Below are 23,931 nucleotides of genomic sequence, written 5' to 3'. Positions count from 1 at the left end.
ATTCACGTTCTCCGCGGCGTGCGGCCCTCTGGAAATAGCAGCATTCCGCCTGACGCGTCGGGGAAAAGAATATCCGCTAATACCGCTAGGGCTTGGGCGTAGGCCACGCAGCGAGCGATGTAGCCATTGAAATTCATGTTGGGGTTGCTGACTGCACTCGGCAAATTAACAGTGGCCGATGCATCGCGAAATGCCATACAGTGATAAAAGATTTTCTGCACGGGAGGGTTCGGCATATTTGGGTGATGGGGATCAGGCGGACGCCTTGCCCTGATTGTTCTTCTTTGAAGATTGACGTCTTTATCCGCATGGCGTGCCATGCCCATCATAGACCAATAGAACCCAGCGCTATCCGTAGGAGACAGTAGGTCTCTGGTGACGTTCGCGTTATCGCCAACGTCCTCGCGCCATCGAATCATCGGCGACGTTACGCCGCTCACCGCGTCAGCGATATAATCCTGCGCGTGAGGGCGATTGGCATTCGCCTGGTTTTTCGCCATCGCCATAGCATCCCGTGTCGCTTGAGAAATTTGCGATTTTTTTCCTCGAAAATCCCAATATTTGATGTAATTATCCGAATGGGTAAGTTGCAAAAATCCGCGACCGTCCCACGGGTAGTACCACATGCCGGAATTGTTTTCGTGCAGCTTGCTGAGCCATTGCGTCTCTTGCAATGCGTTTCCCAAGAGGGCGGACATGCGACTCGGCGAAACGATATTGTATTTTCGAAGCGCTTTATTTAAAGGAATCCGGTGATTTTTCGCGATCGGGCCGGCAGCATAAGAATTGGGAATCGCCTCGTAATACATGGTTTGACCTGAGGCTTCGCGCAACACTTCTGTGGGCAGAAGTTGTTTGAATTCGTCGGTGCTCAGCCATCCGCATTTTCTGAAATGGCGAATAAATTGTAGCGGATGGAAAAACCAAAACTTTCCCTCTGGCAAGCCGGTTTTGTCCCAGAACTGGAATTTTTTCAGCCGACTAAGGAAATCGCGGTACCCGTTTGGGTTGGTTTGTTTCTGCTTGCCATAAAAACCGTCCGGTTCATCCAGCGCTGCGTACCGCATATCGTTATGCGCGCTGTTCCATTCGGTTGGCGCCTCGCAGATGAAGCCCTTCAATTTCCCTCGGACTGCGTCATTGCCTTTGACCCAATTGCTCAGTGCGTCCTCGTCCTCGTACTCTTTGGCATCGGGCGATGTAGCCGCAACTTCTCCGATGAGCTTCTTGAGGTCATTGATGTCGCACAGTCCGTCGTCACCGTAGGGCGTGTTTCCCTCGCTGATCTTCGTCCAACCCATTGAGTACGGGAAGTCAGCATCAGACAACTGGACGATGCGGTTGTTGGCCGCATCGATATAGCCTTCTCGCCCTTGCGCATACGTGACCCGCATCCAGGTTATGCAAGGGTTCGTCTGCTCGGTCGGATGAGGATTGCCGGCTATTCTGGGCGCTACGCCGGGCGGCGTATTCATTGCGCCGTCTTGCAAGATGGGATGTTCCGTCAGAATCCTGCCAAAGCGCAGCAGCTCAAATCCATCGCTCGGGCAGTCCGGGTAGAGCTTTGTGGCACGGGCGTATAGATCGTATTCATAGCCAGACTCCTTCACCGGCTGAGGCGTTAGCAGCGTACGTGTACCGTCTTGTCCCACGCTCCACGCGTTCGTGTACTTGTTGCCGTGATGGAAGTACGTTTCCACGTGCAACGCATAACCCGCGTTCGTACCGCCTTGGAGCACATCGAATTCGACATCTTTGAGCTTGTTGTTCGCATCCGCTCCCGGCGGTCTAGGAAAAAACGTTTGATCTGCGGGAATAACGTAATAGCTATGCCCCCAGTAGTCTTTGCTGATCGGAGTCGTGGGCTGCCTATTGTCGAGTCGGGTATCGTGACGCTCAGGCAACTACTCGGTGTGGATACGCTTTTCCCAGATATCCCAAGCACGGACGAGGTCCAAGAGCTGCCTTGCAGTCTTTTCTCGCCCGTTCAACGAGGCTTGCTCGATCGCGAATGCGGCGCAGCGAGAAGGCGGCGTTTATCCGAGATGTCCAAATATTACCTATCCGGAGTCCGGACGCAAAAAAGCCCGGTCACACGACCGGGCTGCGTATCAGGAATTTTATTGGTGTATTCTGGCTTGAACGACTGAACTACGGATCACTGCATTTCCATAAATTCCGTTTAGAAACGATGACTGTAGCGAGACTCAAAACGTGAGATTTTTGGGCCCGTCAGACAACACGCTGCGGACTGTGGGACGCATCGGATGAGATTTGGGGAAGCATCGCGTGAGATTTTTTTGCACGCAACTGAACCGGCATGACAGCGGGGTACCTTCCTGGCGAAGCTCTCCCATCGCCATCGCCCATAGGGCCGTCGTGAGCGACCCATCTCGATGCACGCCGGCGGTCAAGAAATGTCCAAGTTTTTGAGACTGGCCTACTCACGCGCCAAGCAGACAGCGATGGCTGTTTAACGAAGCAACTACCGAGTTAAACCCCTCTCTATTTCGTCTCAGGTCAGCCGTTTCAGTGACTGGTCGAGGCGTCGGCGTCTGCCCGTCGCAACCCGACCTCGAGGGCACTCATGAAATCCCCCCGCCTCTGTCTCGCCTGTGGCAACGCGTTCGTGCCGCTGCTGCATGTTCCTCGCCAGCGCTACTGCTCATCGGAAGCTTGCCAGCGCGCCCGTCGACGCGACTGGCAGAACCACCGGCTCCGTATCGACCGCGACTATCGCGACAACCAGGCCCGTGCTCAGGCGAGATGGCGCGCAGGCCACGCCGACTATTGGCGCGAATATCGAGCTGCACATCCGGCGTATCGAGAGCGCAACAGCAGCATGCAGCGGATGCGCAATGCACGACGGAGTTTCAAGCCGATTGCAAAGATGGATGTCATCGAACTCCCTCGGCCGCTGGGCTCTGGCTTCTACGTACTGCGTCATGCGGATGATGCCGGCGCTGCAAAAATGGACGTGTGGACCGTCCACATAGCCGTGCTGTCTGCGCCGACAGCACCGCCCATATGATTGCAAAGAGATGACGTGATACACATTGGCGTCGGGCCTGCTACCTTTGCCTTGTCACCGTTCGCTTTCAAACGCCACCGCCTGATGTGAAGCCGCGGCGTTCGCATTTGGGGCTCCCCTTGCGCCCGGTGCCTGCCGCGTGTCTGTATCTGAGTTGCGGAGCGGAGAATGTCATTCAATAACGCGGGTGCAGCAGTCGTAGCCGGCTCCCTGGCAGGACGGGCAGCTGAGTACGTCCGCATGTCGACCGAACACCAACAGTATTCGACGGAGAATCAGCGCGACCGGATTCGAGACTACGCAACCCGCCGCGGATTCGAAATCGTCCGCACATATGCCGATGAGGGTAAAAGCGGTCTTCGAATCGACGGTCGCCATGCACTTCAAACTCTCATCTCCGATGTCGCCAATGGCAAGGCCGATTTCTGCGTAATCCTCGTCTATGACGTGAGTCGCTGGGGGCGATTCCAGGATGCCGACGAGAGCGCGTATTACGAGTACATCTGCCGCCGTGCTGGCATCCAGGTTGCGTACTGCGCCGAGCAGTTCGAGAACGACGGGTCGCCTGTCTCGACCATCGTGAAAGGGGTAAAGCGGGCAATGGCTGGCGAGTACAGCCGCGAATTGTCGGCGAAGGTTTTCGCGGGCCAGTGCCGTTTAATTGAGATGGGCTTCCGACAAGGAGGCCCAGCCGGTTATGGGCTTCGCCGGGTATTGGTCGATGAGCACGGACTCATGAAAGCGGAGCTGTGTCGGGGCGAACATAAAAGCCTGCAGACGGACCGGGTAATTCTCATGCCGGGGCCGGAAAGCGAGGTGCGAATTGTCAATCTAATCTATAACTGGTTTATCGACGAGTCACTCGACGAATACGAAATCGCGGCTCGCCTGAATGGCATGCACGTGCGGACCGACCTTGACCGGGAGTGGACACGAGCCACGGTACGGGAAGTATTGACCAACGAGAAATACATCGGCAACAACGTATACAACCGGGTGTCGTTCAAGCTGAAAAAAATGAGGGTGGCCAACACGCCCGACATGTGGATTCGAAAGGAGGCGGCATTTCACGCAATCGTGCCAAGCGAAACGTTCTACACCGCTCAGGGCATCATGAGAGCGAGAGCGCGTCACTACTCAAATGAGGAGCTAATCGAGCGACTGCGCAACCTGTTCCGCAGTCGCGGTTTTCTGTCCGGCGTAGTGATTGATGAAACAGATGGCATGCCTTCTACGTCGGTCTATGTGTACCGATTCGGCAGTTTAATTCGTGCGTATCAGGCAGTCGGTTTTACCCCCGGCCGAGATTATCGATACATTGAGGCCAACCGCCTCCTGCGACAACTGCATCCGGAAATCATTGCGCAGACGGAGAGCAAAATCGCGGATTTGGGCGGCACGGTGATACGCGACCCTGCAACCGACCTGCTCACGGTCAACGACGAGTTCACGGCCTGCATCGTGCTCGCGCGCTGCCAGGCGCATGACAATGGCCGCAATCATTGGAAGGTGCGCTTCGATACGAGCCTCCTGCCGGATATCACAGTCGCAGTGCGGCTCGACCAGACGAATGCTTCGGCGCTGGACTACTACCTGTTACCACGTCTGGATTTTGGACAACCGCGTATTCATCTCGCCGACCAGAATCCAATCGAATTTGAGAGTTATCGCTTCGATACATTGGACTACCTCTATGGCATGGCCGAGCGCGCCCGTCTCAGGAGAGTAGCGTGAACTCGCGACAGCAGCCCGGAGAAATCCGGATGGTCCCCGTCAATCAGATTGAAGTCATCAATCCGCGAGAACGTAACGCTCGGGTTTTCCATGAAATCGTCGACAACATCAAGACCATCGGTCTCAAGAAACCTATCGTGGTCACGCCGCGAGCAACGGCCAGCGGCATAGAAAAGTACCTCCTTGTTTGCGGCGAGGGGCGATTGAAGGCGTTCCGCTCGCTTGGGGAAGCGACTATTCCCGCGCTCGTGGTAAGCGTCAGCGACGAGGACGCGTTCGTGATGAGTCTGACGGAAAACATAGCGCGTCGGCAGTGTCGCCCACTCGAACGGCTTGCCGGCATTCGGCAATTGCAGGAGCAGGGATACGCGCCGAAGGTCATTGCCGAAAAGACAGGACTTACGCCGACTTACGTTCACGGCATCCTCACGCTGCTGCGCCAGGGAGAAGAGAGACTTGTCGTTGCGGTGGAGAAAGGCCTCGTCCCTCTGAATGCGGCCCTTATGATTGTTGGCGCCGGCGACGACGATACTGAAATGCAAGCAGCACTCCAGGAGGCCTATGAGTCGGGCAAATTGCGGGGCAAGCAACTGATGAACGCTCGCCGTGTCATCGAGCGCAGAAAAGCACTCGGGCGAAGCACTGCGCACAATATGACGAGCAAGTCTGCCGCCGTCACGACATCGAGTCTCGTGCGGACGTACGAGCGCGAGGTAGAACGTCAGAAATCCATGGTCAGAAAAGCCGAATTCACACAACAGCGGTTGCTGTTTGTCGTCGGTGGATTGAGGCAACTGCTCGCCGATGAGAACTTCATCAACCTCTTGCGCGCGGAGGGACTGGCCAGTCTGCCGAAGTATCTTGCCGAACGCGTTTGGCCAACCGGGAGTGCCACATGACTGGCGTAACCCTTGGATTCATCCCCGAGCCGTTGTCGGTACCGGTCTCCAGCATCTTGCCATCGCGCAGAATCCCGTCATCCGTGGTCGAATCGCGTAAATTCAAGCAGATACGAACCTCCATTGAGGAAGTCGGCCTGATAGAACCGCTCTCTGTAACGCCTGCGGACCAGTCTTCCGGCCAGCATGTTCTGCTGGATGGGCATCTACGCTTACTTGCCATCCAGGACTTGGGGCACGAGCGGGCTGCCTGCCTTGTCGCGACCGATGACGAGAGCTACACCTATAACAACCGGGTCAATCGCCTCTCGACAATCCAGGAGCACTATATGATTCGGCGTGTAATTGACAGAGGCGTATCGCCCGAACGATTGGCGAAAGCTCTTTCCGTGGATGTATCCCAGATTATAAAGAAGATGTCTCTGCTCGACGGCGTGTGCCCAGAGGCGGCTGAACTTCTCGGAGACCGGCAGTTCTCGCCGGAGCTTGTTCGCGCTATTCGCAAAATGAAGCCCACGCGGCAGGTCGAATGCGTTGAGCTGATGGTGGCTGCGAACAATGTTTCAGTGTCCTACGCCGAGGCATTGCTGGTGGCAACGCCCGCAGCGCGGCTTGTGGAGGGCAAGAAGCCGCGCAAACTGACCGGAGTTAGCCCTGAGCAGATGGCGAAAATGGAGCGGGAAATGAGCAATCTGCAGGGGCAGTACAAGCTCGTGGAACAGACTTACGGTCAGGACGTGTTAAATCTAGTGCTTGCGAAAGGGTTTCTCGCGAAGCTCGTCGAAAACGAATCTGTCCGGCAATACGTTACCCAACGCCATCCGGATTTGATGGCGGAATTCGAGTCCATCATTGCAACCATTTCTCTCGACCAGCAGCAATTCAGCGCGGTTCTCTAGGCCGGCCTGAACGTGAGCAGTTGATGCGGCATCATCACTCTGCACGGCTGCCCACGCAGCGAAATCAGTTGCGAATCCAGCAGGCCCCGGTCAATCCAGTGCGAGACGCTTTCCCCCTTCCAGCCACTGACTTTCGATAACTGCTGAATCGACATTCCCGCCTCAAGCAGAGGCGTTCCAAAACACGAGGCGACCTCCACACGGCGAAAAAGTCGGCGCCCGCGAACCACGGCCTTCTTCGCTCAAAAGCGACCCTCGTGCGGCTCGACAGCGGCCTTCCAGGTTGAGCAATTGAGTCGAAGCGGCAGACCAGAAATTGACGCAAAGCGCTGCCGCCCTTCAGTTTGTCGAATCTCTGCCGATAATGCGGTCGGCGAACCAGCCTGGATGGGTTCCTTACTCGTGGCGCAAGTTGCTATAGCAGGAAGGTCCCGTATAACTATGAGAAGAAATGCTAAAGCTTACCTTTTATCAGAATTCGGAAGGCGCAATCGTCGGAAACTTGGACAGTGGTGACCGGCGTCTGCTGGCCACGACGCATCCCGCAACGATTGCTGCGGCAATATTTGCGCTGGACGAGTACGAACTGGAGGTCGCGACTGTCACAGGTTCCATACGGGTTTCGATTCCCATCGAGACTGAGGTACTTGACCCACTAGGGAAACGCTGATTTATTCAACTCGGCGGTCATCGATGACGTAGCCGAGGACGTTGTAGAAAGAAGTTCAAGGAGCAGACCCACGACGATGAAGCGGCAGATCGGTTTTGCGGAAGCGGAAAGTGCGGGCAAGAAGCGCGTGACCAAGCGTCAACGCTTTCTGGCCGAGATGGAGAAGGTCGTCCCTTGGTCGCGACTGTTGTCGGTCATTGAGCCGCACTATCCGAAGGGCGAGCGAGGCCGGCCGCCGATTGGCCCGGAGCGGATGCTGCGAATCTACTTCCTGCAGCAGTGGTACGGGTTGTCGGACGAAGGTCTGGAAGACGCGCTGTACGACAGCATTGCGATGCGAGCCTTCGCCGGCATTGATCTGGCGGTCGAGAACGTGCCGGATGCGACCACACTGTTGAAGTTTCGGCGTCTGCTGATCGAGCATGAGCTTACGCGGAAGTTGTTCGACGAGATCGGCATCTCGCTGTGTGAGCGTGGGCTGATGATGAAAGAAGGCACGCTGGTCGACGCGACGATCATCGAAGCGCCGCCGTCGACCAAGAACGCCGCAAAGAGCCGCGACCCGGAGATGCATCAGACGAAGAAGGGAAACGAATGGCACTTCGGTATGAAGGCGCACGTTGGTGTCGACGCCGATTCGGGGCTGGTGCATAGCGTGGTGGGCACGGCGGCCAACGTGTCGGATGTGTCGCAGGCCCATGCCCTGCTGCACGGGCATGAGGAGGAAGCGTTTGGCGATGCGGGCTACATCGGCGTGGACAAACGCGACGAGATGAAGGGCAAACCGGTGAAATGGCGCGTGGCGGCCAAGCGCGGCAAGATCAAGGCGATGCAGGAAGGTCCGCTGAAGGACCTGGTGATCGCGGTCGAGCGAACCAAGGCGCAGATCCGCGCGCGGGTCGAGCATCCGTTTCATGTCGTGAAGAACCTGTTCCGTCATCGCAAGGTTCGCTACAAGGGGCTGGCCAAGAACACGGCACAGCTGTTCAGCCTGTTCGCGCTGGCGAATCTGGTGATCGCGAAAAATCAGCTGCTGTCGGCTCATGGGAGCAATCCGTCATGTGTCTGAAAAACGGGAGAAGTGAGGCTTGTTCCCGAGCTAATTTCACCGAAATCGATGCTCATTCACTTCGTCATCCAGAAAATTCCACGCCATCTCGCCTACGACCTGGGCGATTGGTCTATTGATCAGTGTTTCCCTAGAGGCAATCATGGCGAGTTCCGATATGGGCAAGTTTATGAGCGGCTTCGCGACGTTTTCCCGTTTGGATTTCGCCAATCCATCGCAATTCGATACGTCGGCGGATGTGCATTTCCGCACCGCCGTTCACCATCTTCCGAATGAGTTAGTGAAGCTTCGGCCTGCAGAGCCTGCACCGAAAGGTTTTTCGGCCGAACTGATAAACCGCAACCAATACATCTATTTCCCTGACTGTTGATTCTGAAACCGCGTCGTCCGACGCTTTCAGACGCGCCGCAGTTCAAGCCCAGCGAGACGGACAATTACGGCATGGAACACAGCGGGTTCGTATGACGCGCCATGGCGGCCGTCGGCTCCGGTCGACGGCTTTCACAAGTTCGACGTCGGGCGCGTGAGCGAATGTCCCAGCAAATCGGACTCAAACAACGCAGTGAGGTATCGTCGCTTGCAACAATATGGCTCATATGGCGACGGAGTTGTGTCCACGGGGGCTGACGCATTCCACAAGCACACCTCAGGTGAGTGCATGCCGCGCCAACAAAACCGAACTAGTTGCTCGGTTCGTCAACGCGCTGCTACGAAGACGGCTCGCGTTGGTCGCTAAACTCAAACTTCGAGTTTTTAACGTATTGACGCAGTTCTCCGGATTGCCGATACCCCAAACGACCCACGTGTTGCTACGTATAAGTGCGGCCCAACCATGTTTCCACCGGCGCATAAATCGCCTGCCGGGACACGCACGCGGTTCGGAGTATCGCTCATCCGGATTTGATGGTGGAGTTCGAGTCCATCATTGCAACCATTTCTCTCGACTAGCAGCAATTCAGTGCGGTCCTCTAGTCGAACCCTGACATAGCGGCGGTCCACATCCCGTGCGACGCGCTGCGAGATGAGCGCGGTCGCTTAGAGGCGAAGACTGATGAAGAGAAATCAGTCAGTTGCGAACTCAATCAGATAGCCAAGGGGCCATGACGCGACTTTCAACCAGAGTTGCGAGCAAGCATCGCGCGACATCGTTCCAACTCCTTTGCGAGAAAATTTATTTCGGCTTGCATACCGGCTGCCCGGCGTAGAAGCTGACCAACTGCGTACCAGTATCCGTACCCTAAATCACCGTCCGCCATGGACAGTTCGTGAATCTTCTGAAGCGCAATCTCAAGGTCCAGATTATTTTCCGAAAGCATATTTCCCTCCTCCGTCGTGACGGGTTGGTTGCACGGTCAGGCGGCCGGACATCGTTGGTTGGCCTGCCTATTCGCAAAGAGATTTTGGGAAGCCGTCGACGCCCATGTCGTTCGCTGACATAGCTCATCTGCGCAGCGGCATGACAATGACAGCGACGGTAAATGTCGCTGCAAGCACCGAGACGCCGCCACCGAACCACATCGCGACGCGGTCGATGTTCTTCTGTGATGAAGGGAAGTGCAGTAGCCATTCAGAAAAGCGATTGAGCCGCTTCACGTTTTACCTCCTCTGATTCCGGAATCTTCCGGGACATTTCGGCGCCAGGACCCTTCGCTGGTCGTCCAACGCCGATACGGCGGTAGCGGATGTGAACATCGGCCTACCCGCCAGCGCGAAGATTTCTGACGCCCGTAAAGTCAATCGCTCGCATTCCCGCTTCCTTCGCCATTCGCTGCAGCCAGCAGTAGCTCACGCGTGCGCTTCATCAGCCAGGCCATCTCGCCGCGCGAAAAATCCCACTTGCCGGCACCGACTTTCGCTTTCAGACCTTTCTCGACCCGCGCCAATGCGTCGTCCAGCGACAGGCCAGACGCAGACATCTTTCGCGACGCGTACTCCGTGAGCTGACCGGCAAGGTCCTCGCACGCGTCATAACGTGTCCACAGCTCTTCGTCTGTAAGACCGGTGTGATATCGCCCGTCTATCTCGCGCACGAGAAGCTTGGGCTGCGCGCCGGGCAAAGCTCCAGGCGCCGGCTCTTTCGGGAAATCGTCAGGAACCAGATGCCGTCCGGTCATCATCTTCTCCTTGATTGCTTATATCGTCAGAATCGAGCCGGCCGGGGGAGCCTCTTTGACATTCTGGGGCTGCTGTTGAGCCCACCCGCCGGTGTTTCGGTGCGGCCCAGATTCCGGGTAATGCTGCGGCCGACACATCGAGGTCGATGTCGAGCGGGTAGTGCCTGAGCAGGCCTAGCGCCACCGACTGGACAAGGCCGTCGATGGTTATCTCTTCGGCAGACGCGAGCATCTGCAACAGCTCGCGCGTATCAGTCACGGCTTTCGTGCGCTCATGTGGGGTCGTCATCATCAGCTCCGTCAAGCAGACGTTCGGCGACGTCGGTGTACGACGTGACCTCGTACAGTTCGCACCACCGCATCCAGACGTAGTCAACCTTCGATGACGAGCCTTTCCTGCCGACCAGCTCATAAATACGCCTTGTCTGAGTCGTACCCTGCAAAGTGACCGGGTCGAACGTCACTATCGGGGAGCTGACGCGCCCCGACGAGTCAAACATATCGACGCCAACGAAATGCCGGCTCCCGTCCTCCGTCTCGAATAGGCGCCATCGAGACAACGGAATCCTCGGCAATTCGGAAGCGGGGCGTGGTCTCCAGATAGGCATCGCAGTCTCCTGGTGGTGGAAAGTCATACCTTTCGGTTCTGTCGTGGACGTGGCGGCACTACATGCGAGCCCAACCACGTGCCGACCGGCGCACACATTGCCGGTCGGCACACGGAGGTGGTTCGACGTATCGCTCGCCGGCTCATGGCGTCAACGATGCGGGCACAAAGAGGTCGCGCCCAGCTCTCGCACCGATAACCGCCAGCCGGCCGAGGTCGGCGATACGAATCAGCGCGCCCCGCATGGCGCCATCAGGAAGCTGTTTCGCACCGACCAGTTCGACGTCGGGCAGCAAGCGCGACAGCGCTGACGACCTCGTACCCATGCCACGAGCGAGGTCTGCCAGCGGAACATAGGCTTGCCGGAACTCCAGCAACTGATGCGGCAGCACGACGCGGCAAAGCTGGCCACGGCGCTGAATCCGCTCCGACGCCAGCAGCCCCTCGTCCACCCAGTGCTGGATGGACTCCCACTTCCAACCGGTCGCTTTGGCCAGTTGTTGAATCGACATGCCGGCCTCGAGCAGCGGCGTGCCGAAATACTGCGATACATCCGACCTCAGGACGGACATTTCGCCCAGCGTCCGACCACGTACGACGGCTTTCACCTTGCCGCCTGCGATGGCCTGCATCAGTTGCTCGATAGCCCGTCGGTCCCCCATACGCCGGCTTGTCAGCTCCGCCCATGTGAGCGTCGAATCGTCGGCCACCGCAGCGGGTTGAGCCCAACTTTCCACACGCTCAAATAAATCCGTGATGGATTGGCGCTCAACCGGACCGCCCTTCATCAGGTCTTCGCGCCAGCGGACGTCTGACCGGATAACACCGGCTGCTTTCATGCGCTCGAGCACGACGGGTGGAACACCCAACAATTCGCAGGCATTGATGTCGGCAATCCAGCCGGCGCGTTGCCGCTGGATGCGTTCAACCTCAGCGCAAGGAATTTCGAACAACTGGCCACGTGTGCCAGTGCGCCGTGCGCGGTGCTCGCACTCGCCAGCGACAATGGAGTCATGCAGACGTGAAACGCTGACGCCGATGGCCTTCGCGGCATCCGGCGCGCGCGTGTATCCGGTTGCATCCTCGGCCATTTCTTTGGCCGAATCCAGGCCCAGGACACAATCGGACTTCCGGGCAGCGACGTCGATGATGATTTGGAGCAGAGGCTCGAGCGTCGTGCCCTGGCAAAGCTTGCGCAGACTGATGTACCAGTCACCGAGCAACGTGTTCAGCGTGCGGGCATCCTTGCGACCGGCGGCAATGCGCTGCTCGACGTGATTGCGGAAACCCGTCGGCCAGTCGGCCAGCAAGCCTTCGAGCGGCGAGAGAAATTCGACCGCTTCGGTGACGAGTTTCGGCAATGCCGCGCCGCGCGGCAACCCTGGGCGCGCCGGGTGCGCATATTGGCAGAGCGTGCGAATCACCTTCACCAGCACATTGATGTCCACGCCGTGCAGAAGCGGCTTCACGCTCCCAGACTGCTGCCCGTTGCTCCCAATCAGCGTCGACAGCCACTGCTGGCCCCGGGTCGCCGGCACACGCGGGAGCCTGCTCAGGTCATGACCGCACGCGCACAGCCCAACGTAGAGCCGCTCCGGCGACAGGTGCGTCCCGCAGGCGTTGCACTGGTCGACCAGCAGGATTCGATGCCGCGGACATGCCGTGACATAGGCGTGTTCCCAGTGGTGTCGCAGGTAAGGCGATTCAGCCAGACACGCAGGACACACGGTGTCAGATTGCGCACGGTGCAGACGTCCCCAACCCCGGCAGAGGTTTTCCTGCTGTCGGGCAAATTCGGTCCATGCTGGTTCCAGGCCGAGGTTACGGGCTACGTCGTCCGTGCGCGTCAACAAGGCTCGACGATTCCGCTCGACACCCGCTGTAGTTGCCAGGTCGCGCCAATTGAAAAGTGCATTGTCTGCGGCGAGGCGTCGGTAGTAACCCATTCCGGACTCGTCGTCCCGGGGTGCATAGGCGAGAACCAGGCTCATTGTTTATCCCCTGATTTTTTACGAACTGGTACGGACGCCGCGTTACTGGTCAGCACATGAACGTATGCCTGTTTCAGCGCCGCCGGCTCCACGCCTTTGTCGTCGACGCCAGAATCCTGGAAAGCCAGTCTGTGTGGGGACCCCGCGTGGCTGACGTCTTCAAGCGCCTTCTGACAGTCTGCGTAAGTAATGGCGCGCGGCGCTTCGTGTGCCATAAAACTCGCCAGTTCACGCATGAAGTCAGCGAGCACACCAATCAGACCGCCGGTGAGCAGATAGCTTTGTTGCGTCAGCACGCGGGAGCGCACGTCAATCGGATAGCCCGCCGCAGCGAACAGTCGCGCATAATTTGTGACGCACGAGATGTATGCCGCCATCTCCTCCGCATTGGTAGCGTCGTACGGCAAGAAATTGCGCGCAGGACAAGACCGGCCGCGCAGCTGTTCATTAGCTGAAAAAAGTCGTTCGAGTCGCGGAATGCCGAAGAGAATCAGCGTCATGTCGAGTGTGTCGGTCAGAGTCTTAAGCCAGTCGCTGGCTGCGCGCGGAGGCACCCGCGACCCTTCATCAACAAGGTGCGATATCTCGTCAAAAATCACGACACGTGTGCGGGCCAAGCGCAGCTGCGTCACCATCAGGTCGAACATCGCGCCCGCCGTCATGCTGCCGGGAACCTGAATGCCCAACGCACGCAGCACACTCTTGGGAAGCAGTTTGGCGGTTGCGGATTGGGGCACCTTAACAACCAGTACGGGCACATGGCGCCGGCCGTCGATGCGGTCGTTTTCAGGGTAGTCACGCGACAATTTCGCGATGAGCGAAGATTTGCCCACACGGCTTGGACCCGGAACGCGAACGACTTTGGGCGCAAATCCCGCGAGCGCGTCATCGATGCGCCGTTTGAGCGCAGTGAGATGCTCCACGAACATTGGATGCGGAAGCTCGCAGGTCTCGATGTCCCTGCGTAATTGTTGGGCTGGCGTCACAGCAGTTTTTCTCCAGTGTTTCTGTTCACGATATTCATCAAAGGCGCGTCGTCGTACGAGATGACATCGGGCTGAAGCTCTTTTGCCGGCAACGACGGATTGTTCGAAGGTGGAAGCCCAAACGGCGCTGCCGCTGAAAGCGGCCGGTCCATGGCTCGCTGGACGGCTGAGCTTTCCCTTGAGCGGCGCACGGTTTCCCTGTTTTCCTCGCGTTTGCCGCGAGTCCTAGGCTTACCGGCTTTCGCGTTTCCGGTGACCGCCTCGTCCATTTCCCGCTCGAATTGGACCTTTTCGTCCGGGGTCGTCCAGTTTTCCATGCCCGAATCGAATCGGGCTTTGGCTTCCACAAAGGTCCATGCCGGCGTGTCCGGGCGAACGTGTTCGTGCGTCAGCGTCACGAGCTCAAGGTCATCTCCCTCGTACACGTACACCTGACGGAAATCGTCGGGGTTGTAGAGAATGTGGAGCTGCTCATGGTCACCGTACTTGGCCAGCAGGTACGACATGGCCGCCTCGCCTTTGTACCTGAATCCATGCTCAAGCGTGATGCCCGTTTTCGCACTCAACACGCACGGCTTGTGTTCGTAAAGCGCAGCCATCCATTCACGACGCGGCGGCGGCAGGGTGATGGGCTGTCCCAATTCGTCGGTCTGGTAAGTCAGCCGCTCAAGCGGCGTCTTTCCCTTCACCGAATCGACGAGCAGTTCGTCCCAGCGCAGCCGGTCGAGCGGGCTGTTGACCCAGTCCTCATAGAGCCACCTGACAATCCACTTCTCGAGTGCTTCAATGTTCATCAACTCTTCGCCCAGCGCGACGGGGTCGCGCTTGCCATCTTTTCCTTCGAAGCGCGTGCAGCCGGGGAGACGTTGAAGTCCCTCCTTGAGCGACCGGTTCAGGCGCTCGATGAACGGCTTGCCTTGCGCGTGCTTTGCTTTGCAGTGCTTGACATCCATTCCCAGCTGCTCTAGGCGGACGAGTCGCGCACCTTTTGTTTCCGGGCCATTATCAAAAATGACCTGTGCAGGTGTGCCATACACGTTCAGCGCGTGAGCGATGCCAAGCGCCGCGAAGCGGTCTGCCTTGGCGGGCGTCAGATACATCTCAAGGCACAACAGCGAATCCGTCTCTCGCGGCGAACCGATGACGAGATGCCACCCCACCGGATATCCGGTGCAGACATCAATCGCCAGCACCAGATAGATGGTCCGGGCGATGCCATGGGGGGTGCGCACCACGAATGGCAGGTGCAGAGCGTCCTGTTCAATTCGAGCGAATGGGAACGCCGCCCGGATACGCTTCTTCGCGGACGATTTGCCGGCGACCCGATTGTGCGGGTCCATCCGGTCGTATTCTGCGTCGACGGTCGAGTCGCCAATCCTTGCGCACACGAACTTTCGGCTGATAGCGTGCGTGGCAACATGCAGGCCACGGCGACGGGCCTCACGGTCGATGTATCTCGTGAGGTCGAGGACGGTCCACTTGGATTCCGGAACCAGGAATTCGTTCTCGATTACCTCTTTGACGAATTCGACAAGGTTTTTCGAATACCTGGCCGTTGCATTGCCTTTATTCTTGTCACCCTTGAGAACCGGCAGGCCGAGCAGTTGATTTTTGTGCGCCCGGTACAGGGTTGCGCGCGACGGAAAGGGGTTGACAATTGGCTTGTCTCCGTTTTCCATCAGATAGGCATCACAGGCCAGAGATATCGCTGCGTTAAACGACAGGCCCCGTTGGTCCCTGATGGCATCAATGCGTCGCAATGTATCGTTCAGCAGGCGCACCTTACTGTGCAATTCCGGATTGTCGTACTGGGCGGCAATGCTGACACGCGGCATTCCCTTTCGATGCAGGACCAAACTGCCTTCCGAAATCCGCGCGCGGATGTCGTCGTACTCGACATACTGGTCCGCACGTTTCTCGGCATCGAAGAGCTGGATGGTGCCAGCGTGCAGACGACTGTCCCGCACCTCGAAATAGTTTTCCGGTTTGCCTGGGGGCGCCAGCTTGTCGCCAGTGCGCAGGTCGGCCATCATGACCGCAGCTCCTCAATCAGACAGAGGTGGCTCAGGTCGCCATACGCGGCCGACAGTTCCAGTGTGGCGCAGATATGGTGATGCGCGAGGTCGGCCTGCAGAACGCCATTGGCGAGCAGCGGAGGAATCAGGCCCGCCGGAATCTGGAGGTCAGCGCACAGCGTGCGCTGCAGCACCGGGCCCGATTCGCAATAGCTTTCGACCCGGTCGATGATGTCCGGGGTCAGGTATTCGTGGGCGCGCGCTATTGCCGATTTCAACAGTTGCACGTTGACGACGACCGGGTGCCGTTCATCCGCAGGCACGACCACCGTGGATAGCGGATAGCAGTACGCCGACATTATTTCCCGGGCCCGCTCGACCTTGGCCCAGTACTGGCCATCGCCCTCGAAGCCCTGCAGCTTGACCTCGTATGCGCGCTGCAGGCCGTCGGCCTGAACGGTCGCAAAGTCTGGCGTGTACTCCGTCTGGCCATTACGACCACCACGAATCCTGCGCGCTTCGGACAGCTCCTCGCGCGTGAACAGCAGCCGCTCTCCAATCAGGTCGACGGTGAACGGTTGTTGCCTGAAGGAGCGCACGCGCGGGTCAACGCACAGCATGTGCGCTACCAGGCGTTCAGCGTCGGATTCGACGGTGATGTGGCCGCCGGCTTTTTCGGCATAGGTGCCGATGCGGGCCTTGCCATACGTCCGGGCCGTGAGCCGGACGCCAGCGTTCGCAGCACTCCGGCGGCTACGGACGCCATAGGACGGTGCGCTTCTCATTTCGCGCCTTCGTCCGCAGCCAGTAGGCGACTGCCGGTCTGCGTGCTCGTCCGGGATGCAACTGCGGCGCGTCGGGTCGGTGAATTGCTCTGTAAAGTTTTTGTCAGCATTCTGTCCTCGAAAAAATGGCTTGCTTAGGACGTGTAGAGCCTACTTTTGGGTGTCGGTCGTATACGACCGAAAATAGCCGTGAGAGAATTCCGGCACCAGAAAAAGAGAGGCTCAAGCAAGGTCGAGGGGAGTTGAACAAATGCCGCACAAGCGTGACGAGCTGCCGGCGCAGCCATATGAGCATTGGGAAGAACAGGCGAAGGGTCTGATAGAGGAACAGATGGTGCGGCGCGGCATCAGCTACAAGCAGCTTTCGCAGATGCTGGAACGCTTGAAAATCTATGAGCCGGCCGGCCAGATAAACCGCAAAATCAATCGCAGGCGGTTCTCGGCAGCCTTCTTGTTTGCCTGTCTGCGTGCCATGGAGGTGGAGAACATCAGGGTCCCCCAGTCCAAAGAGGGACAGAACGGTGAGGAATAGGCGACTGGCTGCCCACGCCGCCGGATTCGCCCCCAGCCAGACCATCTTCATCGCCTGCTCCCGTCATACCCTCTCATTAATAGAGGGGCCTGACCGAGCAGGCGGTCAAGCGGACGAATGCAAGCTCATTTCTGGCTCTGCGTGCCGGCGTTGCACCGGCTTGGGTTTACCAACGTAGGCAATAGTTGGGAGATTTTCAAGCTGGATGGTTACTGTGGCTCGCAAACTACCTGTGACATCGATAACTTTGTCCCAGACATCAAATACGCCCTTTCTCGCACAATGCGCCGGTTGGCTCATGTACTTTGAGCCAATGATATATACGTGCCCGCGATGTGGTGCAGCATCCGCGAGCGCTGCACGACCCCATCAGTGAGCGACGGAATAGCCGCTGCGCTTTCGGACCCCTGCCTCCCTGTTCAAGCAAGTTGTCTGAGTATTTTTCGCTACAGATTAAGGTCGAGCGTTATCGAGAGCGGCGGGTTTCCCTGCCTTTGAGGCGTTTCCGAGGTGCCACGCCCCAGTTCTATTAGTTTCCCTTAAGCCCCGTCCCGCCTTGGTTTGCGGGCGGTCCGAAGACTTTAAGGAAAACTTTTGCAGTGAGCTTTAAGTAAAACTATTAGAACTTGCCAACAGGTCCCTGACAACCGCTTTACACAGTCCACCATCACCGACTTCGCCAGATTCCACCTTTTGGCGACATCGGACTGAAAGATGCACCACCCCCCGCTTGGCAATCTTTTCGAGACGGTGGACGTTGATGAGTTGTCAGTTAATTCGAGCTATCAAGGAAAAAGACCCATAAGTTTCTCAACTTATGGGTCCCAGATTCTCAGGTTATGCGTTCAGCTACAATGACCCTCAAACGTCAATATTCCCCGCCCGCAACGCATTCGACTCAATAAACGCCCGCCGCGGCTCCACATCATCCCCCATGAGCGTAGTAAAGATCCCATCAGCCGCAATAGCATCCTCAATCTGCACACGAAGCAAGCGACGCACAGTCGGATCCATCGTCGTCTCCCAAAGCTGCCCAGGGTTCATCTCACCGAGACCCTTATAGCGCTGCTTCGAGATATTGCGTTCAGCATCAGCCAGCAACCACTTCATAGCGCTCTTGAAGTCGGTAACAGCCATACTCCGCTCGCCACGTTTAATGACAGCACCAGTCCCAATCAACCCCTTAAACGTATTAGCGGTATTAATCAGCTGCTGGTAATCAGCAGTCAGCTGGAAATCCTGATCCAGCACAGAAATCTTCTGATTACCGTGATGAGTCCGCGCGACGCGCAGCGAGCGCAGCTCACGCACCGGGTCATACATCGTCGTGACCTTAACCTCAGGCTTCAACGCATCATCACGCAACTTGGCCTCAAGCGCCGCCGCCGACACTGCAGCCGCTTCCTCGCTAGACAGGTCGATAACAACCCCATCCATCACAGCCTCAAGCGCCCCAGCGTCATACAACCGGCTCAGTCGGTTCACAACAGCTTGAGCCAACAAATAAGCCCGAGCCAACTCCCCAAGCGCATCCCCAGTGATAGGCGTAGCACCTTCCGAAGCCAACAACTCCGACCCCTGCAAAGCCAGCTTCAGGATGTGAGCATTAACCTCAGCCTCATCCTTCAAATACCGCTCATCCTTACCCGCCTTGATCTTGAACAGCGGCGGCTGCGCGATATAGATATACCCACGCTCGATCATGTCCGGCATCTGACGATAGAAGAACGTCAGCAGCAGGGTGCGGATGTGCGCGCCGTCCACGTCAGCATCGGTCATGATGATGATGCGGTGATAACGCAGCTTGTCGAGGTTGTAGTCTTCCTTGCCGATCCCGCAACCCAGCGCCGTAATCAGCGTCACAATCTGCTCCGAAGAAAGCAGCTTGTCATAGCGCGCCTTCTCCACGTTGAGCACCTTGCCGCGCAGCGGCAAGATCGCCTGAAACTTCCGGTCACGCCCCTGCTTCGCCGAGCCACCTGCCGAGTCACCCTCGACGATATAAATCTCAGACTTCGCCGGGTCCTTCTCCTGGCAATCCGCCAGCTTCCCAGGCAAACCAACGCCATCCAGAACGCCCTTACGACGCGTCATTTCACGCGCCTTCCGAGCCGCATCCCGCGCCCGCGCCGCATCAACAATCTTGCCGCAAATGATCTTCGCGTCGTTCGGCGTTTCCAGCAGGAATTCTTCGAGCGCCTTCGCGACCACATCCTCCACCGGCGCGCGCACTTCCGACGACACCAGCTTGTCCTTGGTCTGCGCGCTGAACTTCGGCTCCGGCACCTTCACCGACAGCACGCACGAGAGCCCTTCGCGCATGTCGTCGCCGGCCGTTTCGACCTTCGCTTTCTTCGCGACTTCGTGATCGGTGATGTACTTGTTCAATACGCGCGTCATCGCCGCACGCAACCCGGTCAGGTGGGTGCCGCCGTCGCGCTGCGGAATGTTGTTCGTGAAGCACAGCACGTTTTCGTTGTAGCTGTCGTTCCACTGCATCGCCACTTCCACGCCCACGCCGTCTTTCTCGCCGCTGATGTGGAAAATGTTCGGGTGCAGCACGGCCTTGTTCTTGTTGATGTACTCAACAAAACCCTTCACGCCGCCCACGAACGCGAAATCTTCTTCCTTGCCCGTGCGCTGGTCGGTCAGCTTGATCCGCACGCCGTTATTCAGGAACGACAGTTCGCGAATCCGCTTGGCCAGAATGTCGTAGTGATATTCGACATTGCCGAAGATCGTCTCGTCAGCCAGGAAGTGCACTTCGGTGCCGCGGTTTTCGGTGTCGCCAATCAGCTGAATCGGCGAGACAGCCACGCCGTCGATCTCTTCGATCACGCGGTTCTGCGGCACGCCACGGTGGAATTCCATGAAGTGCTTCTTGCCGTCGCGGCGAATGGTCAGGCGCAGCCACGCCGAGAGCGCGTTCACGCACGAGACGCCCACGCCGTGCAGGCCGCCGGACACCTTGTAGCTGTTCTGGTCGAACTTGCCGCCGGCGTGCAGTTCGGTCATCACGATTTCAGCGGCGCTGCGCTTCGGATCGTGCTTGTCGTCCATCTTCAGGCCGGTCGGCACACCGCGGCCGTTGTCGGTGATCGAGATCGAGTTGTCCGCGTGAATGATCACCTGGATATCGTTGCAATGCCCCGCCAACGCTTCGTCGATGGAGTTGTCCAGCACTTCGAATACGAGGTGATGCAAACCGGTCCCGTCTGACGTATCCCCGATGTACATCCCCGGCCGCTTGCGTACCGCCTCCAGACCTTCGAGGATCTGAATCGAGGAGGCGCCGTAGCTGTTATCGGGTTGCGAATTGTTCGTTTCAGTCATGGATTTTTTCCGGTTCTGCGTTGCTGCTTGGTTGCTGCTCGGGACTTTTCAAAACACCATAAAAACGCCAAAGGGGCGCTGCGCCCCTTGGTGTGTTCTTGGTTTTTTTGGACGCGTTAGATGCGCATCGGCATCACGACGTATTTGAATTCGTCGTTCTCGGGAATCGTGATCAACGCGCTGGAGCTGGCGTCGCCAAGGCTCACTTGCAACATGTCGACCTTCAGGTTCGCGAGCACGTCGAGCAGATACGTGACGTTGAACCCGATATCGACGCTGTCGCCGTCGTACGCGATTTCCAGTTCTTCCTGCGCCTCTTCCTGATCGGCGTTGGTCGACATGATCTTCAACTGGCCCGGCTCGATAATGCAGCGCACGCCCTTGAATTTGTCCGACGTCAGAATCGCGGCGCGTTGCAGCGAGCGCTGCAGTTCTTCACGGCCGATCACGAACTGATTCTTGTGCGACTTCGGAATCACGCGCTGGAAGTCGGGAAATTTGCCTTCCACCAGCTTCGACACCAGTTCGACCTGGCCGAACGTGAACTTCACCTGCGTCGGCGCGATGTCGATCTTCAGCGTGTCGTCGATGTCTTCCAGCAGACGCTGCAGTTCGAGAATCGTCTTGCGCGGAATGATTACTTCCTGACGCGCGAACGAGCCTTCGATCTTCATCGACGAGAACGCGAGACGGTGGCCGTCTGTTGCGACCGCCATCAGTTGGTCACCATCTACCACCAGCAGCATGCCGTTCAGGTAGTAGCGGATGTCCTGCTGGGCCATCGAAAAATGGACCATGCCGAGCAACTGGCGGAACGTTTTCTGGGGAACCACCAGGTTCGCGCCGTAGTCTTTAGCCTGAGCGACGGTCGGGAACTCGTCGGCCGCCAGAGTTTGCAGCGCAAAGCGGCTCTTGCCGGATTGCACGGTCAAACGCTTGTCGTTCAGCGTGAGCGTGACCTGCCCGTCGGGCATGGCGCGCAGAATGTCGAGGAGCTTTCTTGCTGCCACCGTGGTCGCGACCGAATCGCCGCCCACGCCAAAATCGGCACGCGTGGTGATCTGCAACTCGAGGTCCGTCGACAGGAACGACACTTCAGGGCCGTTCTTGGTAATCAGCAAATTGGCGAGGATCGGCAACGTATGGCGGCGTTCGACGATGCCGCTCACGGTTTGCAGCGGCCTGAGGAGGTTATCGCGTTCGGTCTTGACCAGTTGCATAGAGTTCCTTCGTTGATATGACGGCCTGCGCGCCTGACTTGCCAGCCTTACAGCGCGCAACCGCGGCTCCCCGCCGGCGCCACGCAGCGCCTGTCACGGCGTGAATTCCGCCCGCGGCCGCCGGGCGGTTAAACCTGTATTGTGCCTGAAAACGGAACCGCTCCCCTAAAATGGGGGCGAGTTTGGAAATAAACAGGTCGATTTTTCCATCCGACCTGCTTAACCTTTCAGTGTTTGCTCCAGCACGTGCAGTTCGTGATTCAGCTGCGCGTCCGTGCCGCGCTCGGCGGCAATCTTGCGCACCGCGTGCAGCACGGTGGTGTGATCGCGCCCGCCAAACAACTCGCCGATTTCCGGCAAGCTTTTCTGCGTCAGCTCCTTCGCCAGATACATCGCGATCTGCCGAGGCCGTGCAATGTTCGCCGGACGCTTCTTCGAATACATGTCCGCGACCTTGATGCTGTAGAAGTCAGCCGTGGTCTTCTGGATGTTCTCCACCGAAATCTGCCGGTTTTGCACCGTCAACAGGTCTTTCAGCGCTTCTTTCGTCACTTCAATCGTGATTTCGCGGCCGTGGAACTTCGAATACGCGAGGATCTTGCGCAGCGCGCCTTCCAGTTCACGGACGTTCGAGCGCAGATGCTTGGCGACGAAGAACGCGACGTCTTCATTCAGGCTCACGAACTCCGATTGCGCCTTGCGCATCAGAATCGCGACGCGCATTTCCAACTCCGGCGGCTCGATAGCGACCGTCAGGCCGGAGTCGAAGCGCGAGATCAGGCGATCGTCGATGCCGGAGATTTCCTTCGGATACGTGTCGCTGGTGATGATCACCTGCGCCTTGTTCGCGACCAGCGCCTCGAACGCGTAGAAGAATTCCTCTTGTGTGCGGGACTTGCCGGAAAAGAACTGAATATCGTCGATCAGCAGCAGGTCGAGCGAGTGGTAGTAGCGCTTGAAGTCGTCGAACGCCTTGCGCTGGTAGGCCTTCACCACGTCGGACACATATTGTTCCGCGTGGATGTAGCGAATCCGCGCGCCGGCCTTGTCCATTAGAAGCTGGTTGCCGATCGCGTGGATCAGGTGGGTCTTGCCCAGGCCCACGCCGCCGTACAGAAACAGCGGGTTGTACGAGATGCCGGGATTGTCCGCGACTTGAATCGCCGCGGCGCGCGCCAACTGGTTGGCTTTACCGGTCACGAAGTTGTCGAAGGTCAGCACGGGGTTGAGCTTCGAACGCTCGTACATCGAGTCGTTCTCGCCGTTGCCGTTCGAGCTCGCGCTTTGGCCCGGCCGCCACGTGCGGCGTGCGGATGCGGCTTCGTTCGCGTCGAGGCTGGGGAGATCGAGGTCGGCGGCATCTTCAGCGACCGCGCGTGCGTTCGCGTTGTGGTCAGCCGCGGCGCGTGCATTCGCGTTGAGCATCGCCATCGCGCTGTTCGCATCATTGGCGCGCGCAGCTTGCGACGCTTGTACGGCGCCGACGGCTGCGTCCACGGCGGCACTGCCGCCGTTTGAGCCAGACGAATGGCCACCGCCCATCGAGCCAAGCCCAGAAGACGGACGCGACGGCGCCGACGACGCTGCCGCGGGGGCGCGCATGCCGGCTTTCGGGTCCAACACAAATTGCACATCGACCGGGGCGTGCCAGAAATCGCGGGCCATATCCGCGATCCGGCCGGAGAACTGGCTCTTGACCCAGTCGAGCTTGAAGCGGTTCGGCGCGGCGATGCTAAGCGTGTTCGCAGCGGCGTCGAAGGCGACCGGGGCCAACGGTTTGATCCACGTCACGTACTGCTGGGGCGTAAGCTCACGCTCCAGCAATGCGGAACAGTGTTGCCAGAAATCGTTCATCGAGTTGCTGTCGTTATGGTGTGCACGGCGGTTCGCCGCTGCCCCTGTCGCGCATGCGCAACAAGGCCCTCAGCAGCTAGACCGAACCAGGCGTAATGGCTCCAGGCGCTTGTGCCACAAGGGTTTGCGGGGCAAGCGAGCCGGAGCGGCGTGCAGGATTTTTGGGAAGTAAGGCGAGATTCTACCGCCAAA

20 protein-coding genes are annotated in these 23,931 nt (G+C 58.2%); 8 read left to right on the top strand and 12 right to left on the bottom strand.

All coding sequences use genetic code 11. The annotated features are described in order from the left end of the window. Window positions 1-2: 2 nt before the first annotated feature. Window positions 3-1,904: a hypothetical protein gene (locus AYM40_RS00100; RefSeq protein WP_063494424.1), complete on the bottom strand. Its 1,902-nt coding sequence runs from the start codon at window positions 1,902-1,904 to the stop codon at window positions 3-5. A gap of 683 nt (window positions 1,905-2,587) precedes the next feature. On the opposite strand from AYM40_RS00100, the gene AYM40_RS00095 reads away from it, so the two are divergent. The 7 genes from AYM40_RS00095 (at window position 2,588) to AYM40_RS00065 (ending at window position 8,672) form a co-directional block, all read left to right on the top strand. Further along, window positions 2,588-3,031: a hypothetical protein gene (locus tag AYM40_RS00095; RefSeq protein WP_063494423.1), complete on the top strand. Its 444-nt coding sequence runs from the start codon at window positions 2,588-2,590 to the stop codon at window positions 3,029-3,031. Window positions 3,032-3,199: 168 nt separating this feature from the next. Beyond that, window positions 3,200-4,765: a recombinase family protein gene (locus AYM40_RS00090; RefSeq protein WP_063494422.1), complete on the top strand. Its 1,566-nt coding sequence runs from the start codon at window positions 3,200-3,202 to the stop codon at window positions 4,763-4,765. Then, window positions 4,762-5,664, top strand: coding sequence for a ParB/RepB/Spo0J family partition protein (locus AYM40_RS00085; RefSeq protein WP_063494421.1), 903 nt, complete (start codon window positions 4,762-4,764; stop codon window positions 5,662-5,664). Before AYM40_RS00090 ends, AYM40_RS00085 begins: the two co-directional genes overlap by 4 nt. Beyond that, entirely contained in the window at window positions 5,661-6,563 is a 903-nt protein-coding gene (locus AYM40_RS00080) for a plasmid partitioning protein RepB C-terminal domain-containing protein (protein WP_063494420.1), read from the top strand. Before AYM40_RS00085 ends, AYM40_RS00080 begins: the two co-directional genes overlap by 4 nt. 451 nt (window positions 6,564-7,014) lie before the next feature. Continuing rightward, complete coding sequence (locus AYM40_RS41175; RefSeq protein ID WP_063494419.1) at window positions 7,015-7,233, top strand: hypothetical protein; 219 nt, start codon at window positions 7,015-7,017, stop codon at window positions 7,231-7,233. A gap of 76 nt (window positions 7,234-7,309) precedes the next feature. Beyond that, complete coding sequence (locus AYM40_RS00070; protein WP_063494418.1) at window positions 7,310-8,302, top strand: IS5 family transposase; 993 nt, start codon at window positions 7,310-7,312, stop codon at window positions 8,300-8,302. 142 nt (window positions 8,303-8,444) lie between these two features. Further along, complete coding sequence (locus AYM40_RS00065) at window positions 8,445-8,672, top strand: hypothetical protein (protein ID WP_148662070.1); 228 nt, start codon at window positions 8,445-8,447, stop codon at window positions 8,670-8,672. A gap of 742 nt (window positions 8,673-9,414) precedes the next feature. On the opposite strand, the gene AYM40_RS00060 is transcribed toward AYM40_RS00065, so the two are convergent. The 8 genes from AYM40_RS00060 to AYM40_RS00025 all read right to left on the bottom strand — a co-directional run bounded on the left by AYM40_RS00060 (window position 9,415) and on the right by AYM40_RS00025 (window position 16,800). Then, a complete protein-coding gene (locus AYM40_RS00060; RefSeq protein WP_063494416.1) occupies window positions 9,415-9,618 on the bottom strand; it encodes a hypothetical protein in 204 nt (67 codons plus the stop codon). A gap of 124 nt (window positions 9,619-9,742) precedes the next feature. Further along, the gene (locus AYM40_RS41170) at window positions 9,743-9,895 is read right to left on the bottom strand and encodes a hypothetical protein (protein ID WP_158515219.1); all 153 of its coding nucleotides are present in this window, start codon (window positions 9,893-9,895) and stop codon (window positions 9,743-9,745) included. 140 nt (window positions 9,896-10,035) lie between these two features. Continuing rightward, window positions 10,036-10,419, bottom strand: a complete 384-nt coding sequence (locus tag AYM40_RS00055) for a hypothetical protein (RefSeq protein WP_335341180.1) — start codon at window positions 10,417-10,419, stop codon at window positions 10,036-10,038. Next, window positions 10,391-10,720, bottom strand: coding sequence for a BPSL0761 family protein (locus AYM40_RS00050; RefSeq protein ID WP_236720874.1), 330 nt, complete (start codon window positions 10,718-10,720; stop codon window positions 10,391-10,393). Before AYM40_RS00050 ends, AYM40_RS00055 begins: the two co-directional genes overlap by 29 nt. A 446-nt stretch (window positions 10,721-11,166) precedes the next feature. Further along, window positions 11,167-13,014 carry a TniQ family protein gene (locus AYM40_RS00040; RefSeq protein WP_063494413.1) on the bottom strand — a complete coding sequence of 616 codons (1,848 nt, stop codon included), beginning with the start codon at window positions 13,012-13,014 and terminating at the stop codon, window positions 11,167-11,169. After that, a complete protein-coding gene (locus tag AYM40_RS00035; RefSeq protein ID WP_236720873.1) occupies window positions 13,011-14,000 on the bottom strand; it encodes a TniB family NTP-binding protein in 990 nt (329 codons plus the stop codon). Before AYM40_RS00035 ends, AYM40_RS00040 begins: the two co-directional genes overlap by 4 nt. Beyond that, a complete protein-coding gene (locus tag AYM40_RS00030) occupies window positions 13,997-16,033 on the bottom strand; it encodes an integrase catalytic domain-containing protein (protein ID WP_063494411.1) in 2,037 nt (678 codons plus the stop codon). Before AYM40_RS00030 ends, AYM40_RS00035 begins: the two co-directional genes overlap by 4 nt. After that, window positions 16,030-16,800: a hypothetical protein gene (locus tag AYM40_RS00025; protein WP_063494410.1), complete on the bottom strand. Its 771-nt coding sequence runs from the start codon at window positions 16,798-16,800 to the stop codon at window positions 16,030-16,032. Before AYM40_RS00025 ends, AYM40_RS00030 begins: the two co-directional genes overlap by 4 nt. A gap of 250 nt (window positions 16,801-17,050) precedes the next feature. Here AYM40_RS00025 and AYM40_RS00020 point away from each other — a divergent pair, with 250 nt between their 5' ends. Beyond that, entirely contained in the window at window positions 17,051-17,332 is a 282-nt protein-coding gene (locus AYM40_RS00020; protein ID WP_063494409.1) for a DUF6471 domain-containing protein, read from the top strand. Between the two features lie 861 nt (window positions 17,333-18,193). On the opposite strand, the gene gyrB is transcribed toward AYM40_RS00020, so the two are convergent. The 3 genes from gyrB to dnaA form a co-directional block, all read right to left on the bottom strand. Continuing rightward, window positions 18,194-20,665: a DNA topoisomerase (ATP-hydrolyzing) subunit B gene (gene gyrB / locus AYM40_RS00015; protein WP_054037059.1), complete on the bottom strand. Its 2,472-nt coding sequence runs from the start codon at window positions 20,663-20,665 to the stop codon at window positions 18,194-18,196. A 116-nt stretch (window positions 20,666-20,781) separates the two neighbouring features. Continuing rightward, a complete protein-coding gene (gene dnaN, locus AYM40_RS00010; protein ID WP_054037057.1) occupies window positions 20,782-21,885 on the bottom strand; it encodes a DNA polymerase III subunit beta in 1,104 nt (367 codons plus the stop codon). 219 nt (window positions 21,886-22,104) lie between these two features. After that, window positions 22,105-23,739, bottom strand: coding sequence for a chromosomal replication initiator protein DnaA (dnaA, locus tag AYM40_RS00005; protein WP_063494408.1), 1,635 nt, complete (start codon window positions 23,737-23,739; stop codon window positions 22,105-22,107). Between the last annotated feature and the right edge of the window lie 192 nt (window positions 23,740-23,931).

This window comes from Paraburkholderia phytofirmans OLGA172 (assembly GCF_001634365.1).
GTDB lineage: Bacteria > Pseudomonadota > Gammaproteobacteria > Burkholderiales > Burkholderiaceae > Paraburkholderia.
The sequence above is the reverse complement of the archived record's forward strand: the minus strand, read 5'-3'. Positions and strand labels throughout refer to the sequence as shown.